A 16,484-nucleotide genomic window follows, 5' to 3' on the forward strand; every position below is an offset into this window, starting at 1 on the left:
CTTCCGGGAAGGTGCGGACATGGCGAAGCTGGATTTGCGGGTGCGGTTGATCGGACGGGCCCTGCGGAGGATCTCAGTCACCGGCAAGAGCGAGGAGCAGATCCTCACCGATCAGCAGCGCACCGTCGAACACAACCCGGTGCTGGACTGGGTGCTGGGCGGGCTCGCAGCGGGCGTTGACGTCACCAATGACACCGCAGACGGCGGTGAGGGCCGGATCCCGGTCCGGATTTACCGCCCGCACAACGCCCAGGGCCTGGTGCCGCTCGTCATCCTGGTTCACGGCGGCGGCTGGACCAGCGGAACTCTGAACACCTACGACTGGCTGGGCAGCAACATTGCGAAGGAAACCGGCGCCGTCGTCGTATCCCTCGATTACCGGCTGGCACCGACGCACCGCTGGCCCGCTGCGGCCGAGGATTGCTACGCGGCCCTCGTGGATGTGGCCGCGCGTGCGGCGCAATGGCAGGCCGACGGCGGCAGGATCGCCGTCGTCGGCGACAGCGCCGGAGGGAATCTCGCCGCGGTTCTGACGCTGATGGCCCGGGACAGGTCGGGGCCGCCGATCACTTTTCAGGGCCTGATTTACCCCGCCACCGACCTGACCCTGGGCAGCGCCTCGCTGGAGGAAAACGCGGACGCGCCCGTGCTCACCAAGAGCGATGTCCTCGCCTTCCGCCGCCACTACGTGCCCGACGACGGCGACCGCAGCAATCCCTATGCCTCGCCCCTTCTTGCCGCAGACCACAGCGGACTGCCTCCGGCCCTCATCCAGGTGGCCGAGCATGATCCGATCCGTGACGACGGGCTGCGCTACGCCGAAGCCCTGCGCGCCGCCGGCGTTCCGGTCCGTGTCACCACCTATGTGGGGATGCCGCACGGGTATCTGGCGTTTCCCCGGCTCTGCCGCAGCGCCCCGCAGGCCCTGGCGGAACTTTGCAGTGAATTGCAGCTCGCCCTGGCCCCTGCCGAGGTTCGGTAGCAGCTTTGGAGGGGACGGAGAAGAACAGAAGCGTCAACAAGGTCTTGACAGCGGATAGATGTCAACTTCTAATTGACACATGAAATCTTCACGAGCTGTCATAGCCCTTTTGGCCTTCATCATGCTGGTGGCGGGACTGGCGCTGATCGCCCTTTACCTCATCCTTGACTTGGACGGATTCCTCAAGGGCATGTGTCAGGGGGCAGCTTTCATGCTGATCGTCCTGAGCGTCTATTTTGGCGTTCTCTGTGTCCGCCGACACGGGCTAACCAGCACCCAGACCGACGACTGGCTCCCCAGTCGGGACCGGACGGACCAGCAGTGACGGACCAGCTTGGCGACACAGATCTTCAGGAGCAGATCGGAGCCCTGATACTCGGCGATTACGACGACGCCGGCAACCTCACCGAGGCGGACCATCTCGCCCTGGTTGCGCGGACTGGTGCAGCTGAACGCGCCAGCCAGCAACTACAGCACCGGGCGGTCGCTGCTGCCCGAAGCGCCGGCGTCAGCTGGGCTGCACTAGGCCGTGAGCTGGGATTGACCCGGCAAGCTGTCCAGCAGCGTTTCGGCAGCCGCACGGAGGAGGGCACGCCCGATTCTCAGGAACGATGGCTCGGACCGGTGACTGCCTTCGATGAGATGGGTGAACTGGAGCTTGCCGGGAGGATGGGCTGGCGCACTATCGGCGTCGACTGGCTGCGTCACCGCGTGCTGCGCACCGATACCCAGTGGGAGCACCGCCGGGTGCTGTGGACAAAGCCGTCCCACCTCTACGAGACAGACGGCTGGGAGGTCGGCTGCCGGGCCTTCCCCTGGCTTTACCTCGTGCGCGACCTACACAAGGCGCCCGAAACTGCCGCAGCCCCCGAGTCAGAGTGACCCGGGTGGTCTGCCGCGGCGGGGGCTGGCTTACTCCATTTTGACGCCGCTGAGCTGGCTGACGGCCTCCGGGTCACTGTGGTTGAAGAACTGGGTCTTGCCGGTATCGAGGTCCGCGATGGCTGCCATTTCCTGAGGGCTCAGCTCGAAATCGAACACGTCCATGTTCGCGGCCATCCGGTCCGCCTGGACGGTTTTGGGGATCACCACAATTTCACGCTGGATCAGCCAGCGCAGCACCACCTGGGCCACGGACTTGCCGTGCTCGGAACTGATGGTGCCAAGGGTCGGGTTCTCGAAGAGGTTGTTTTTCCCCTCCGCGAACGGGGCCCAGGATTCGTGCTGAACGCCGTGGGTATGCATCAGTTCGTTTTCGACCGCCCGCTGGTAGAACGGGTTTGTCTCAATCTGGTTCACGGCCGGGGTGACGTTGTTGTGGAGGATCAAATCCAGCAGCCGGTCAGATCCAAAGTTGGAGACACCAATGGCACGGGCGCCGCCGTCGTTGAAGATCTGTTCCATCGTCCGCCACTCGCCGTAGACATCACCGAAGGGCTGGTGGATCAGATACAGATCCACGTATTCCATGCCCAGGTTCCGCAGCGAGGTTTCGAAGGCCTGCATGGTGGTGGCCTCGCCGTTGTCCTGGATCCAGAGTTTGGTGGTGATGAAGAGTTCGTTGCGGGGGATGCCGCTTTTGTGCACGGCGCGGCCCACGGCTTCCTCGTTCTGATAGGCGGCGGCCGTGTCCAGTGAGCGGTAGCCGGCGTTGAGGGCATTCGTCACGGCCGCTTCGGTCTTGTCCGGCGGGATTTGGTACACACCGAAGCCAAGGATCGGCATAATCACGTCATTGTTCAGGGTGACGTATTCCATCGGGTTTCCTTTCAGTGGCAGCGTTCCTGCCGTTTACGTGCGGGAACGGTATTCCTCGTCGGTGACCAGGTCTCCCCATTCCGATTCGGCGCCTTCCTCCGGCGCCTCCCACATGGCCAGATGAGTCATAAGGGTGTCGGGGGCTGCACCGTGCCAGTGCCACTCCCCGGGCGGGGTGTAGACGGTGTCGCCGGGGCGCATCTCGGTCACCTCACCGCCGCGCGACTGGATCAGACCGCAGCCCTCGGTCACGTGCACGGTCTGCCCGACGGCGTGCACATGCCAGGCGGTCCGGGCTCCGGGGGCGAAGTGGACGGAATTCACCCGCATGCGCGAGGGCGCGGGCTGAGGTGCGGCGATGACTTCGAACCAGACGTCGCCGGTGAACATGTTGGCAGGTCCCTTGGTGCTGGGCCGGCGCGGTTCCAGTCTCATCGCAGCTCCCTGATGGTGTGCCGGCAAGCGGGGGCCCGTTTGCACCCCTTCGACGTTACAAGCGTGAGGTCTCCTGTGGGAGGTTGGAGGTTCTATTCCAGCCTCGGTGGCCCGAAGTTTTTGCCGCCTGGGGCAAAGAATTCGCAACACCCGTGGGGTTGGACAGACTCAACACAAGAACAACACTCAGAAAGACATGGCACGTAGCGGCATCCGGGCACGCTGTAGGTTTGAAGCCATGACTGAACGTGTGGGACAGCTTGCGTCCATTTCCCTTGATTGCCCTGATACCGATGTGCTGGCTGAGTTTTATTGCGCGCTTCTGGGACTTGTTGAAGCGTTTGCCACCCCGGACCGCGGCGTGGTGGCGTTGTCCGGGGCCGGCCCCATGCTGACGCTGATGCGTGCCGATGACTACATCCCGCCTTCCTGGCCGGATGGTCCCCAGCGCCAGCAGATGCATCTGGATATTGCCGTGGACAACGTGGACTCAGCAGCGGACGCGGCAGTACGGTTGGGCGCAAAGCCCGCTGACCACCAGCCGGCACCCGGACAGTGGCGGGTACTTCTGGACCCCGCGGGCCATCCGTTCTGCCTTACCGCTGTCCGGCCAAACTAACCCACCCCACCTTGATCCCCTCACACGCGAAGGAAGCCCTCATGAGCGATCGACTTAAAGACAAAGTAGCCCTGATCACCGGAGCAGCAAGCGGCATGGGCGCCTCCCATGCCCGCGCCTTCGTGCGCGAAGGTGCCAAGGTAATGATTGCGGACATCAACGACGACGCCGGTACGGCCCTGGCGGAAGAACTGGGTGAAGCCGCCCGTTACGTGCACCTGAATGTCACCAGCGCCGGGGACTGGGCCGCCGCCGTTGCCGCCACTCTTGAAGCCTTCGGGGAACTCAATGTCCTGGTGAACAACGCCGGGATTCTCGACGGCGGGGCGCTGGGCGAGTATCCGGTGGAGCGCTGGCAGCGGGTCCTGGACATCAACTTGACCGGACCGTTCCTGGGCATGACGGCGTCAGTCGAGGCGTTGAAGGCCTCCGCTCCGTCATCCATCATCAACATTTCCTCCACCGCAGGATTGGAAGGCATTGCCGGGATGCACGGCTACACGGCATCGAAATTCGGCGTCCGGGGCCTCACCAAGTCCGCCGCCATGGAGCTGGCCGGCTCTCGCGTCCGGGTCAACTCGGTCCACCCGGGATCCATCCAGACTCCGATGACAGCCGTGATGGGCGAACAGAAGCCGATCGACTTCACCGAAACCACACTCACCCGTCCGGCCGCTCCCGAAGAGGTCACCAGCATGGTCGTGTTCCTCGCCAGCGACGAATCCAGCTTCTGCACCGGGGCCGAATTTGTTGTGGACGGCGGAATTACGGCGGGGAAGATCTATAACGTCTGACCGTGTTCGGCGGACCGGCACTCTTTGCCGGTCCGCCGAACATCAGGCCCGCTCAACCGGCTGCTGCAGCTCAGTAACCCAGTCCTGCTGGTCATCGGACACGGCCCGGACATAGACCTCCCGGCACGGACCGGACGGCGAGAAGCCGCGGGCAATCATCTCGGCGTGAACGGCCTGCCAGCTTTCCCCGATCCGGTCCATACTGCCCAAGTGAACGCCGCAGATGGCGACCGGCACCGAGGGCAAATCCACTGCGTCCACACCGTCGGGCGCGTCCGAGCTGATGGCATAGCCGGCGAGGATGCGCAAGCCGTCTTCGGTCATTTCATACTGGGCAATCGGCTGGTCCAGCCGAACACCTGCGGAAGTCAGGATGTCCCCCACGGCATCGAACAACGGCCCGACGACGCCGGCGACCTCCGGCTGTTCGGCAACCACGGCGCCGCGGGCAGCCAGCCGGACGGCAGGCAGGGACTTGGAGACGATCTCGATCTGTGACATGGCATGTTCCTTTTCAATGAGGTGGAGCCGGCGCTCAACATCGATGAGCCGGGCCGAAGCCGTCCGCTGCTCGCGTTCCACGTCGGCGCGCCGGATGCGGAGCATGTCTGCAATCCGGCCGGCGTCCACACCGGCGTCGAGAATGGAGCAGATGTCCTCCAAACCGAAGCCGAGCTGGCGGAGGGCAACAATCCGGTGCAGCCGTTCCAGCTGCGCGGGATCGTAGGAACGGTAACCGCTGAACTCATCTACGTGGGCAGGCACGAGCAGCCCTGCGGCGTCCCAGTGCCGCAACATGCGGTGGGTGACCTGGCCAATCTGCGCGAACGCTCCGATGGATAACATGTTCCAGTTCTCCCGTCTGCCACTGTGTCAGGGTCAAGTATCGCCTGTGAGCCGCCTTACCCGGGGGGATATCCCCACCAGGACGCGGCGGCATGCCCCGTGCCGGCGAACCCCGCGTTACCGGCAGACTTGGGCCATGACACAAACGCTGCCCCGTGCCTCCCGCCGATCAGGGATCCCCGCGCTGTTCCGCGGGAAGACCTGGCTGGCCTTTGCCTACCACTGGATTTCGATCGTGCTGACCACGGCGGCCTTTTTTTACTTTGTGATCACCGTTTCCCTGGGCGTCTCGCTGTTGTTTACGTGGGTCGGGCTGGTGATTCCCGCGACCATGGTGGTGGCCTCCAGGGGCTGGGGCTGGCTGAACCGAGGTCTGGTCCGGCACCTGCTGGGCACTGATCTGCCGGGGCCGTGCCGTTTGCGCCGAGGCCCGGGTTCCTGGGTTTTCTGCGCAGCGCACTGCTGGACGGGGCCGGTTGGCGGGCGCTGCTGCACATGGTGCTCTCCTGTCTGCTGTCCATCGTCGCCTTCACCCTCAGCGTCACCCTCCTGGCAACCGGATTGGGCGGGGTTACGCACTGGTTTTGGTACCGCTTTATACCGCTGCAGCAGGCCGCCGACGGCTCGTGGCGCCGGGGCACGCAGGTCTTTCCGGAGGTTTACGCGGATACCCCCATGTGGCAGTGGATTTACGCCGGTGCCGGCCTGTTGATCCTTCTCTTTGTCTGGCCTTGGATTAACAACGTCACGGCCCGCCCGCAGGCGGGCCTTGCAGCCGCCCTGCTCACCCCCACCGCTTGGAGCCTGCGGGTACGCACCCTGGAGCAGTCCCGCAGCGCCTCGGTAAAGGACGCCGATGAGCGGCTGCACCGGATCGAGCGTGACCTGCATGACGGCACGCAGGCGCAGCTGGTGTCCATCGCCATGAAAGTGGGCGACGTCCGCGACCGTCTGGCCGGAGCAGAGACCAGCCCCGAAATCCTTGCCCTGCTGGACAGTGCCAACGGTACCGCCAAGGAAGCCCTGGCGGACCTGCGCGGCCTGGCCCGCGGCATCCGGCCCGCCGCGCTCGAGGACGGACTGGATACCGCGTTGGAAACCCTGGCCTCGGACGCGGCCCTGCCTACCTCCGTGACCTATCAGCTGGCCCGCCGCCCGGACCCTGCCATCGAGGCGATTGCTTATTTCTGCGCCAGCGAACTGGTGAACAACGCGGTCAAACACTCCCGCGGCACCCGGATCGACATCACGGTAGCGGGGAACGACGACGACGGCCTGCGCCTCACCGTGAGCGACGACGGCCGGGGCGGCGCCGTCGGGCACCGCCCCGCAGACGGCACCCGCACCGGCCTGACTGGACTGCGGGAGCGCGTCGGGTCCGTGGACGGCCTGCTGGACATTCAGTCCCCCGCCGGCGGTCCCACGCTGGTCATGGTGGAGCTTCCGCTATCCTCAAAGGCATGATTCCAGCACTTTCCGTTGCCTTGCCCGTCACGGGCACACACCTCATGCGGATAGCGCTGGCCGAAGACTCGGCCCTGCTGCGGGCAGGCCTCACCGAACTGCTCACCAGCCGCGGGCACACCGTGGCCACCGCCGTCGACAATGCCGCGGATCTGCTCGACGCCGTGGCCGCGGCGGACGACGGCGAGCTGCCCGACGTCGTCGTCCTGGACAACAGGATGCCGCCCACGTTCACCAATGAGGGAATCCGCGCCGCGCTGGAACTGCGCCAAACGTATCCGCAGATTGGGGTGCTGGTGTTGTCGCAGTATGTGGAGACCCGCTATGCCGCTGATCTGCTGGCCGGGCATCCTGCGGGCGTCGGCTATTTGCTGAAGGACCGGGTGGCCGATGTCGCCGATTTTTTGGACGCCCTGGCGCGGCTGGCGCGAGGCGAAACCGTGCTGGATCCGGAGGTGGTCCGGCAGCTCATGGGCGCCTCCCGGCACCGATCGGACCTGGACCGGCTGACCCCGCGCGAGCAGGAGGTGCTGGCGCTGATGGCGCAGGGCCGCACGAATGCCGCCGTCGGCAGCACACTGTTCCTTTCCGCCGGAGCGGTGGAGAAAAACATTACCTCCATCTTCGCCAAGCTCGGGCTGGAACAAAGCCCGGCCGACCACCGGCGGGTGCTGGCCGTTCTGGCCTATCTGCAGTCGGCCTAGGGGCTTCACCTGCGTATGCTGTGCGGCATGACTACAGCGATGGATGATGACACCCGTTATGCGCCGGTGACCGACCAATGAGCGGGCGTATCGTCCTGTTCGGAGCCACCGGATATACCGGTGGGTTGGTGCTGAGCTCACTGCTGCAGCGGGGTATGCGCCCGCTTCTGGCCGGACGCAACGTCGATGCCCTGGCCCGGCTGGCGCGGGAACACGCCGGCTTGGAAATCGCCGCCGCCGACGCCGGGGATCCGGAGAGCATCCGCCGGCTGCTGGGACAGGGTGACGTGCTGATCAGTACCGTGGGCCCCTTCGAGCGGTTCGGCCTGGGGGTTGCCGAAGCGGCAGTGCAGGCCGGCGCCCGCTACATCGACACCACGGGGGAGGTGGGATTTGTCCGGACGCTGCAGGAGCGGTTCGGAAGCCGGGCGGAGGAAACCGGCGCAGTGCTGTTGCCTGCCTTCGGGTATGACTATGTCCCGGGAATCCTTGCCGGCGCCCTGGCAGCTCAGCAGGCGGGGGATGCCGGTCGCAAGCTCGACGTCGGATACTTCACGTCCGGCTCGCTGCGTCCCGGACTGAGCCACGGCACCCGCAGCACGCTGCGCGACGGACTGTTCCTGCCGGCAGTGCGCTTTAGCAACGGACGCCTGATTGAAGTGCGAACAGCGGCAGATGTCCATGATTTTCCCGTGATCGGAACGCGCCGGGGACATAAAACGGGATTGCTGGTCCCGGGCACGGAAGTTCTTTTCCTGCCCGTTGCGTTTCCCCAGCTGGACAGCGTATCCGTTTACAACGGATGGTTTTCCCCGTTCAGCCGTGCCATGAGCCTGATGTCCGCGGCCTCTTCTGCGGTAGCACAGACCCCCCGGGGCCGCCGCGCCATGGAGAAACTGAGCTCGCCGATCGTCGGGAAACCGGGTGGACCGGACAGCGCCCGGCGGGCAAAAACCCGTACACAGGTGGTGGCCACTGTGAAGGGAACGGACGGGGAGCTGCTGTCCGCCGTACAGCTCACCGGCCCCAACGTGTACACGCTGACCGGCGAGCTGGTCGCCTGGGGAGCTGAGCAGCTGCGTGACCGGCAGGATCTTGCCCCGGGCGTGGCGAGTCCTCTCAGTGCCTTCGGCCTTGCGAGCCTGACGCGGGGATGTGCCGACGTTGGGTTGGTGCCTGTGGACAGGCGCCTACCCTAGGGCTTCGCTGGGCGCGAGACCTTCCCCCTATCTCGCCGCGGCCGCGGTCAGGGCTGAAGGTTGATCAACTGACGGACGGTGTGCCGCAGGGAATTCGACCACTTTGGGTTTCTGCTACGGCTACACCGAACGGGTCTCTCCCGCCCGGTCGGTAAAGGCCGCCTCCAGGTTCCCCGCGAGCGCCTCCTCCACCCGTCGTCCCATGTCACGGATTTCCTCGTCGTCCGCGGCCACCATCTCGTTGCGTGCCGTCTCGAGTACCAGCGAGCTCTGCCGTCGGATCTCTTCGCTCTGTGCATCGTTGACGGCGGTGGCTGCGCAGTCGCGCAGGAGCCGCAGCACCGCGGTGAGCACAATGGGCTCCGAATGGGCGAAACGGCGGACCGGACCGCAGACAAGGTCCAGAAAATACCGGTAGTCCCGGCCCGTGGTCACCAGGCGGAGCACGCCGTCGTCATCCCGGTGGGCCTCGGGCCCCAGCCGGCGCCGCTGCAGATCCACCAGCAGGTCTGCGCAGTACCCGGCGGCGTGGGCCGCAGTGATGGGGTCATTGATACTGGGAGAAATGGCCTTCACGGCTATGTCGGTCAGCTGCCGCAGCCCCAGGGCGGCATCCTGTTCCGGCGTGCGCTCATAGCCGATGTCCAGGGCCTCTGCCAGAGACTTCTGCACGGCGCCCAGCGGCACCGGCCCGCCGTCGTCGGCCCAGACCCGTGCCACCGGGGAGCCAACCGTAACGTGGTCACCCGGCTGAACCATGATCCTCATGGTCAGTCCCCGATCCTGCAGTACTTTCATCAGCGGCTGCCGGTCGATCCTCTGGATGATCCCGCTGCGCCCGCCGGGAACAAGTGTGCCTCCCGCGGGCAGGTCGAACTCCTGCACTTCCCCTGTCTCGGACACCGGATAGGTGTCCCGGAGAACCGCCAGGCAGTCCTGATGTGCGTTGAGCATCATGGTGTCCACCCGCAGGGACCGGGCGATGTGCCCGATGAACAACAGCAGCACAATCCCGGAAGCAATTCCCAGCACATACACCGTGCCGACCACCAGCACCGGCACCGGGCGGTTGGCATCCATCCCGTACAGGCCGGTGATGCTGACCAGGAATGTCCCCAGCAGCACGCCCAACACAGCCTGGGTCCGCGTGTCACGGGCGAATTCACGCAGCAGGCGGGGCGAGAACTGCTGTGAGGCCAGCTGCAACGCCACCACGGTCAGCGAAAACGTGACGGTTGCGGCCGTCATCACGCTGGTGGCGACGGTCTGCAGCAGGCTGGACGCGGCGTCGACGCCGGTGGGCCAGATCCACTGCGCCCAGGCCACGTCATCGCCGGGGCGAACCTGCATCAGCAGCAGGGTCAGGAGCACTGCCGCCAGCGAGGCGCAGCTTGGCCAGAACCACAGGGATGCCCGTAGTCCCTCCCGGGTGACCCGGAACCGCGGCTGCGGTTCGTGCGGATGGCGGGCGGCAGATGTTGAACCATGAGCCATGGGAACCCCTCAGAACAAGGAAAGTAAACGTGATCCCAGTCTGCCCCGAGGCCGTTGTAGTTCCAATCGGCTGCCGCCCCGCGCCGCGCCATGAAGAGTGTGCCTCACGGGCACCCGTTAGGCTGAAACCCACCCGCACCGCTACTGAGAGGCACTTCCTTATGAGCCCCGGCTCCCGCCGCCTATCCAAACCCATGGCCGTCACGGCATCCCTGATGCTGGCAGGACTGCTCACGGCTGCCCCGGCGTCTGCCGTGGAACCGGCGCCGATCCCTGCGCCCGCAGAGCTTGCCGCACCCCAAAGCACCCCCGCTCAGAGCAAGCAGCAGATCATTGACGTGTTCAACGGAATCAATGCCTTCCGTAAAGGCAAAGGCCTCAAGCCGCTGCGGATCGGTGCGAACGCTTCACTCGTGGCCCAGGAGTGGTCCACCCGCATGGCGGACACAACAACGCTGGAGCACTCCTCAGGGTATGCCAAGGACAAGCGGATTGAATCCGGTTTTGTCTCCGCTGCCGAGAACGTCGCCTACAACAGCTACGGCACGGGCCAGTCCATGGTGGACCAGTGGATCAATTCCCCCGGACACAACGCCAACATGAGCCGGCCCGCGGACAACGTCATGGGTGTGGGAATCGCGTTCGACAAGCAGGACGGTTTCATGTGGGGAACCACCACGTACTACCAGTACGGGCAGGTGCCGCAAAAGACGTTTGCGACGGCGGAAGAGTATCTCGCCAGCATTGCCCCCATGCCGCCAGCCGTTTTCAAGGACGTCCCGAACGGTTCAGCCTTTGCCGAAGATATCCGCTGGATGACCGAGCAGGGCATCACCACCGGATGGCCCGACGGAACCTTCCGTCCATTGGACTCTGTGCGCCGCGACGCAATGGCGGCCTTCCTGTACCGGCTGGCGGAATCGCCCCAGCACAGGCCGCAAAACGTCTCCCCTTTCAAGGACGTGTCCCCCAGCCAGCAGTTCTACAAAGAAATGACCTGGCTTGCCGGAACCAAGATCACCACCGGCTGGCCGGACGGCACCTTCCGTCCGCTGGACACCGTCCGCCGCGATGCCATGGCCGCCTTCCTGTACCGCAGCGCCGGTTCACCGGCGTACACCCCGCCCAAGACATCCGTCTTCACTGACGTCACCCCGGGAAACCAGTTTTACAAGGAGATCTCGTGGCTCGCAGACCAGGGCATCTCCACCGGCTGGCTGCAGCCCAACGGCACAAGGACCTTCGCTCCGGGGCAGGCTGTGGCCCGTGATGCCATGGCAGCGTTCATGCACCGCTTCGATCAGCGGGGCTGGTAAACCCACGCCGGGTTGGGAGGGACGCCACCGCTCCCAACCCGGCGTCGATCATGTACCCTCAGCGGCATGACGGCACCCATGGTTTACGTCCTTTTCCCGGGGACTGCGCGCGAAGCCCTGACCTTTTATGCCGGCGTGTTCGGCGGAGAGCTTTCCCTGCACACCAACGCGGACTTCGGCAGCGGCGGTCCGCCCGGTGCCATCGCCCACGGTGTCCTTGACGGTGTGGTCACGCTGGCCGGGGCGGACGCCGGCCGGCAGGAAAAGAGCGTTCAGGTTCAGGGGGTAATGCTCTCCCTGCTGGGGACCGCCGAACCGGCGCTCCTGCATGAATGGTTTGCACAGCTGTCCGACGGCGGCCGGATAGTTGATCCGCTGGCCCCCAAGGCGTGGGGCGCCTCCGACGGGCAGGTGGTTGACCGGTACGGCCTGCACTGGCTGATCGGGTACGAGCCGGCAGCAGCTTCTGCAGTCAAATCCGCAACCGAAGGGAACGGGCTCCATGAATCTTGATGCCAATCCACAGCGCGCATCGGAACTGTGCCAGGAAGCTCACACACGGCTCCTGCGGAGTGCGGACAAGCTGACAGACTCCGATGTCCGAGCTGCCAGTCTTTTGCCCGGATGGACCGTGGGGCACGTTCTCACGCATGTGGCTCGCAATGCCGATTCCCACGCCCGGCGAATAACGGGGGCTTTGGACGGACTCGATCTGCCCAAGTACCTGGGCGGCAGCAAACAGCGGGAGGAGGAAATCAAGGCGGGTGCCGGGCGATCAGCGGACGAGCTCGTTGCCGATCTGGAAGCCAGCGAATCCCGGCTTGAGCAGGTCTTCGACCGGTACGCAGCGGCAGGATGGCCCAACGGTCATTTCCTCGGTGGATCGGACTACGGCGTGTGGGCGTGCCCGGCACACAGGTTGCGTGAAATCGAGATGCACCATGTGGATCTGGGGCTCGGCTACACCCCTGCGGATTGGCCGGAGGAATATGTGGCATGGGATTTACAGAATTTGCTGGCCGGCGCTGCCGACCGGCTCATTTCGTCCGGTGACCGGCGAGCGTTCATGGCCTGGCTGTCCGGCCGGGGACCCCTGGACCCGGAAACGGAACTGGCCCCCTGGTGATGACGGTCCCGGGCTACGGCACTGCCTCCCGGACAACGGCATAGAGCAGCATGTCCCGCCTGGCTCCCGCAATTTCCTGGTGGCTGCGGAGCAGTCCCTCGCGGGAGAAACCGGCGTTTTCCGCAGTGCGGACGGAGGCCGTGTTCCAGGGTTCGATATACAGCTCAATCCGGTGCAGGTCGGGAATGGTCCAGGCGAAACCGCACAGTGCCAGCAACGCATCTGCGGCCACGCCGCGGCCGCGGTCGTCCGGGCTGACTGCATAGCCGACCTGGGCACGGCCCGCTCCCAGCTCTCGGAGCCACAGTCCGATCTGCCCCAGGCAATGATTGGTCCCGGCGTCGGCGATGGAAAAGGCCAGCCCCGTTCCGCGGATGTGGTGCTGCCGCTGCCGTTCGACCCACCCGAGGGCTTCGTCCTGAGTCGCATTGGCCGGCAGGGTTCCCACCGTGGGTACGTAGGGGTCTGTGGCGAGTTTCATCGCCATGGCGGCGTCCTCATCCTGAAACCGGCGAAGGATCACGTCCCCGTGGGACGGGTCGATGGCCGGCCAGGGCGGAGTCTCTGGGCTGATATCCATCCCGCCATTCTGATGGGTCGAAGCCCGGCTCCCTGACACCGGCGGCCCGGTCGGCGCGGCAACCGCGCCGGACCTGACTTAGCCTGCACCGCGGTTAGCGGCCGAACAGCTTCCCAAGCCAGCCTGCACCGGACTTTGCCGCGGCGGGAGCCGTTTTCCCGGTCTTTGCTGTGGAACAGGTGCAGCGATCGTTTTTTGCCACGCCGCGCATGACCTGATCCACGTGGTTTCCGCAACCCGCCCAGGTGGTTTTGCCGCACTTCCGGCAGGTGACTGCTCTGCACATTCTTGCCAACTCCAATTCGCTTGCTTCAGGACGCTGCGTCCCCCACTAGCATGACAGATACCCCCTCGGGTATACAAAACGGAATTGCTGTCTGCCGCAAGTCACCTCACGGGCAGGATGACGGTGAAAGTGGAGCCCCGCCCGGGTTCACTGGTGAATGTCAGCTCACCATTGTGGTCCTCCACAATATTTTTGGTGATGACCAGACCCAGTCCGACGCCGGGAACCGCCGAAGCCACCGCCCTGCGACTCCGGAAGAATTTAGTGAACACCTGCTCCCGCTCGGCCGGACTCATCCCGATACCGGTATCGGACACAGTCAGACGGATCGATTCGCGTTCCTGCCGGAGACGGACGCTGACGGTGCCGCCGCCGGGCGAATATTTCACCGCATTGGAGAGCAGGTTGTCGACCACCTGGGCCAGCCGCTGCGGATCCACCTCCACTGTCAGGCAGGCAGGAAGATCCTCTTCCAGCACCACCGCATTGGCCCGGGCTTTGGGTGTCACGGACACCAGGCCCGCGTGCACGATCTCGGCCAGGTTCACCGGCCGGCGTTCCATCTTCTTGCTCCCGGAGGCCACCGACAACAAATCGGAGACCAGGCTCAGCAGCCGTTCGGAATTGCGCAGCGTCACCCCCAGGACGGTGCTGACATGCGGGGACAGGGTTTCGTCCTCCAGGGCAAGGTCGAGGTATCCCATGATAGAGGTCAGCGGGGTCCGCAGTTCGTGGGAAACACTGGCCACGAACTCCTCCTGCGCCGCCACTGCCTGGACCAGCCGGGTGACATCATTGAAGGCAAGCACCGATCCGGAGAAAACGCCATCGGTTCGGATCGGACGGGCAGAGATGTCGACGGCCATTTCCTTATCGCTGCCAGGGGCCAACCAAATCACTTCATTGGAGAAGGACTCCCCGGCAGCAGCCCGATGGAACGGCTGTTCCGGAGTTGGAACCAACGTTTCCCGGTCCGGCCGGTAGACCAACTGCTCCATCTCGGCAACGGAGGCATTTCCTACGGCCGCACGCCAGGTGGACACCAGGTGGGCGTTGGTGAGCACCACCTCCCCCTGCTCCCCCAGGACAAGCAGCCCGACGTCGGCAGTGTCCAGGAATGTGGCCAGCAGGGCCTCACGCTTCCTGCTCTCCGCCAGATTGGCTTCCAGAATGCGGTCCTTTTCTTCGAGTTCCCTTTGATTTGCCCGAAGTTCAGCCTCCACTGCGGCACGCGACGCTTCTGCGGCCTCCGCCTTGCGCAGGGCGGCGAGCAATTCCTGTTCATAGGATCGGCGCTCAGAGGCGTTGAAGACGGAAATGCGGTCCAGCCCACCGTCGCCGCCCCCGGAACGGACCCCGGAAAGAAGGGCAGGGATCCGTTTCCCGCCAACGGAAAGCAGCTCCACTGCCATTTCGTTGAAACACCCGGATACGGCCAACTGGGGCGCTGCATGGGAAGCGAAGAGAATCCGGTCCCCAACAGGCAGCAGGTCCACAATGTTGCCGCCGATCAGCCCGTCACGGGAATGCCCGGTCCAGGAGACCAGTGTCCGGTTGACATCCAGGATCGTGCCGTCTGTTGCCAGGACGAGATATCCGGACGCAGCCGCGTGGAAATGCGCCTCATAAGTGCTATTCACCAGGGACGCTTTCCATGTACGCCAGAATGGCCGACGCGGTTTGGCGAGGGGCGTTCAGATGTGGCATGTTCCCGCGGATGTCCAGTGGCTTCAGCGTGCTGCCCGGCAGGTGCTCGTGGAGGTAGCTGGAGGCTGCTTCCGGAGTCAACGGATCAGCATGTGTTTGAAGGATCAGCGCCGGAGCCGGAACCCGCTCCAGCAACGGCCGGACATCCGCCGCAAAGGACATCCGCAGAAAATCCCGGACGTATTCGGGCCGCAGCCGGCACATCCGCTCGGCCAGTTCGGCGCTGAGCCCGGAGCCGGGCTCCGTTCCCGTGATGCCCGGAGCGGCGGCAGCGGCCCACAAGGGATAGTTGGCGTCGACGGCCCGCAGCACGTCCTCCACGTTTTCCGGGTCGAAGCCGCCTTCATACCCCTGCTGGTTGAGATAACAGGCTGACGTGCACAGCAGAACCAGCCGCCCGATGCGGGAGCTTTCCACGGATGCGGCCAGGGCCATCATTCCGGCGACGCTGTGACCCACCACCGTGGCGTTTTCCAGTTCCAGGGCATCCAGGACCTCCAGCAGGTCAGCCAGATATCCCTCCAGCGAAGCGTATTTTTCCGGTGAGTAGGCGGCAGGCTCGGCCCACCCTGTTCCCACATGGTCCAACAGCACCACTTTGCAGGTTTGCGTAAACTCCGGCAGAATCCGGTCCCAAATAACCTGGTCACAGCCGAAGCCCTGCACCAGCACCAGGGCCGGTCCGTCCGAACGTCCCAGCACCTTCACGTTGTTTCGATGGAAAACCGTATCCGCGCTCACCGGTTTGATTGCTGCATCCTCGTTCATCCTGCACCTGCTTTGGGTTGATTATGACTGTTCGTACAGTGGTGGTTTCTGAACACAAGACCACGGCAGACTAAACATCCGCAGGACGACGGGAAGAGCACGGGCGTTTCGCCGGCGCGAAGCAGACAAGGGATTCCGCCGCCGGGAGAAAATGCGTCCGCGGGGCGGAACATCCGTTAAAGGGCGGAGTGCGTCAGGCGGTGATGTTTGTCATCGATACTGAACTGTTCCCCGAAGCGAGACGCGGAGAGCATGGGAAATGCGGGGTGATGCACGCATGTAAGCCGAGACCTTTTTGTTTGAGACAGTGCCGATCAGCGGTGGGAATTCCAATGACCGACAGGGGACGCCGGAGAAAGCGCTCTTAGATCCCCCGAAGGCAATCTAACAGAATAAGCAGCGAGGC

General features: G+C 64.6%; 19 protein-coding genes and 1 pseudogene. 12 read left to right on the forward strand and 8 right to left on the reverse strand.

Features of this window, described 5'->3' with window-relative positions:
- Positions 1-19: 19 nt before the first annotated feature.
- The 3 genes from CXR00_RS10560 to CXR00_RS10570 all read left to right on the forward strand — a co-directional run bounded on the left by CXR00_RS10560 (position 20) and on the right by CXR00_RS10570 (position 1,864).
- Positions 20-982, forward strand: coding sequence for an alpha/beta hydrolase (locus tag CXR00_RS10560; RefSeq protein WP_104054450.1), 963 nt, complete (start codon positions 20-22; stop codon positions 980-982).
- A gap of 79 nt (positions 983-1,061) precedes the next feature.
- Complete coding sequence (locus CXR00_RS10565; RefSeq protein ID WP_146068480.1) at positions 1,062-1,307, forward strand: hypothetical protein; 246 nt, start codon at positions 1,062-1,064, stop codon at positions 1,305-1,307.
- Positions 1,304-1,864, forward strand: coding sequence for a hypothetical protein (locus tag CXR00_RS10570; protein WP_104054452.1), 561 nt, complete (start codon positions 1,304-1,306; stop codon positions 1,862-1,864). The genes CXR00_RS10565 and CXR00_RS10570 overlap by 4 nt, the downstream gene beginning before the upstream one ends.
- A gap of 30 nt (positions 1,865-1,894) precedes the next feature.
- Here the strand turns inward: CXR00_RS10570 and CXR00_RS10575 are convergent, their stop codons facing one another.
- Positions 1,895-2,740: an aldo/keto reductase gene (locus tag CXR00_RS10575; RefSeq protein WP_104054453.1), complete on the reverse strand. Its 846-nt coding sequence runs from the start codon at positions 2,738-2,740 to the stop codon at positions 1,895-1,897.
- 33 nt (positions 2,741-2,773) lie between these two features.
- Positions 2,774-3,175, reverse strand: coding sequence for a cupin domain-containing protein (locus tag CXR00_RS10580; protein ID WP_104054454.1), 402 nt, complete (start codon positions 3,173-3,175; stop codon positions 2,774-2,776).
- A 238-nt stretch (positions 3,176-3,413) separates the two neighbouring features.
- Here CXR00_RS10580 and CXR00_RS10585 point away from each other — a divergent pair, with 238 nt between their 5' ends.
- Both CXR00_RS10585 and CXR00_RS10590 read left to right on the forward strand, forming a co-directional pair.
- On the forward strand, positions 3,414-3,794 hold the full coding sequence (locus CXR00_RS10585) for a VOC family protein (protein WP_104054455.1): 381 nt from the start codon (positions 3,414-3,416) through the stop codon (positions 3,792-3,794).
- A 41-nt stretch (positions 3,795-3,835) separates the two neighbouring features.
- Positions 3,836-4,588, forward strand: a complete 753-nt coding sequence (locus tag CXR00_RS10590) for a glucose 1-dehydrogenase (RefSeq protein ID WP_104054456.1) — start codon at positions 3,836-3,838, stop codon at positions 4,586-4,588.
- Positions 4,589-4,630: 42 nt separating this feature from the next.
- Here the strand turns inward: CXR00_RS10590 and CXR00_RS10595 are convergent, their stop codons facing one another.
- Positions 4,631-5,434: a MerR family transcriptional regulator gene (locus CXR00_RS10595; RefSeq protein ID WP_104054457.1), complete on the reverse strand. Its 804-nt coding sequence runs from the start codon at positions 5,432-5,434 to the stop codon at positions 4,631-4,633.
- Between the two features lie 136 nt (positions 5,435-5,570).
- On the opposite strand from CXR00_RS10595, the pseudogene CXR00_RS18785 reads away from it, so the two are divergent.
- The 4 genes and pseudogenes from CXR00_RS18785 to CXR00_RS10615 all read left to right on the forward strand — a co-directional run.
- A pseudogene (locus CXR00_RS18785) lies at positions 5,571-5,789 on the forward strand (hypothetical protein); the annotation flags it as partial.
- A gap of 56 nt (positions 5,790-5,845) precedes the next feature.
- Positions 5,846-6,898, forward strand: coding sequence for a sensor histidine kinase (locus tag CXR00_RS10605; RefSeq protein ID WP_104054458.1), 1,053 nt, complete (start codon positions 5,846-5,848; stop codon positions 6,896-6,898).
- 44 nt (positions 6,899-6,942) lie between these two features.
- Complete coding sequence (locus CXR00_RS10610) at positions 6,943-7,602, forward strand: response regulator transcription factor (protein WP_104054849.1); 660 nt, start codon at positions 6,943-6,945, stop codon at positions 7,600-7,602.
- A gap of 77 nt (positions 7,603-7,679) precedes the next feature.
- Entirely contained in the window at positions 7,680-8,801 is a 1,122-nt protein-coding gene (locus CXR00_RS10615; RefSeq protein WP_104054459.1) for a trans-acting enoyl reductase family protein, read from the forward strand.
- Between the two features lie 120 nt (positions 8,802-8,921).
- Here CXR00_RS10615 and CXR00_RS10620 read toward each other — a convergent pair whose 3' ends face one another.
- Positions 8,922-10,295 carry a DUF2254 domain-containing protein gene (locus CXR00_RS10620; RefSeq protein ID WP_104054460.1) on the reverse strand — a complete coding sequence of 458 codons (1,374 nt, stop codon included), beginning with the start codon at positions 10,293-10,295 and terminating at the stop codon, positions 8,922-8,924.
- A 161-nt stretch (positions 10,296-10,456) separates the two neighbouring features.
- Here CXR00_RS10620 and CXR00_RS18260 point away from each other — a divergent pair, with 161 nt between their 5' ends.
- The 3 genes from CXR00_RS18260 (at position 10,457) to CXR00_RS10635 (ending at position 12,737) form a co-directional block, all read left to right on the forward strand.
- The gene (locus tag CXR00_RS18260) at positions 10,457-11,611 is read left to right on the forward strand and encodes an S-layer homology domain-containing protein (protein WP_258060377.1); all 1,155 of its coding nucleotides are present in this window, start codon (positions 10,457-10,459) and stop codon (positions 11,609-11,611) included.
- A 66-nt stretch (positions 11,612-11,677) separates the two neighbouring features.
- Positions 11,678-12,124, forward strand: coding sequence for a VOC family protein (locus CXR00_RS10630; protein WP_104054461.1), 447 nt, complete (start codon positions 11,678-11,680; stop codon positions 12,122-12,124).
- On the forward strand, positions 12,114-12,737 hold the full coding sequence (locus CXR00_RS10635; RefSeq protein WP_104054462.1) for a maleylpyruvate isomerase N-terminal domain-containing protein: 624 nt from the start codon (positions 12,114-12,116) through the stop codon (positions 12,735-12,737). The genes CXR00_RS10630 and CXR00_RS10635 overlap by 11 nt, the downstream gene beginning before the upstream one ends.
- Positions 12,738-12,750: 13 nt before the next feature.
- Here the strand turns inward: CXR00_RS10635 and CXR00_RS10640 are convergent, their stop codons facing one another.
- The 4 genes from CXR00_RS10640 to CXR00_RS10655 all read right to left on the reverse strand — a co-directional run bounded on the left by CXR00_RS10640 (position 12,751) and on the right by CXR00_RS10655 (position 16,078).
- Entirely contained in the window at positions 12,751-13,317 is a 567-nt protein-coding gene (locus CXR00_RS10640; RefSeq protein WP_104054463.1) for a GNAT family N-acetyltransferase, read from the reverse strand.
- Between the two features lie 94 nt (positions 13,318-13,411).
- Entirely contained in the window at positions 13,412-13,603 is a 192-nt protein-coding gene (locus CXR00_RS18555; protein ID WP_104054464.1) for a hypothetical protein, read from the reverse strand.
- Between the two features lie 101 nt (positions 13,604-13,704).
- The gene (locus CXR00_RS10650) at positions 13,705-15,243 is read right to left on the reverse strand and encodes an ATP-binding protein (RefSeq protein ID WP_104054465.1); all 1,539 of its coding nucleotides are present in this window, start codon (positions 15,241-15,243) and stop codon (positions 13,705-13,707) included.
- A complete protein-coding gene (locus tag CXR00_RS10655) occupies positions 15,236-16,078 on the reverse strand; it encodes an alpha/beta fold hydrolase (protein WP_104054466.1) in 843 nt (280 codons plus the stop codon). Before CXR00_RS10655 ends, CXR00_RS10650 begins: the two co-directional genes overlap by 8 nt.
- Positions 16,079-16,484: the final 406 nt, after the last annotated feature.

It is taken from the genome of Arthrobacter sp. 9E16 (assembly GCF_002929435.1).
Classification (GTDB): Bacteria; Actinomycetota; Actinomycetes; order Actinomycetales; family Micrococcaceae; genus Arthrobacter_B; species Arthrobacter_B sunyaminii.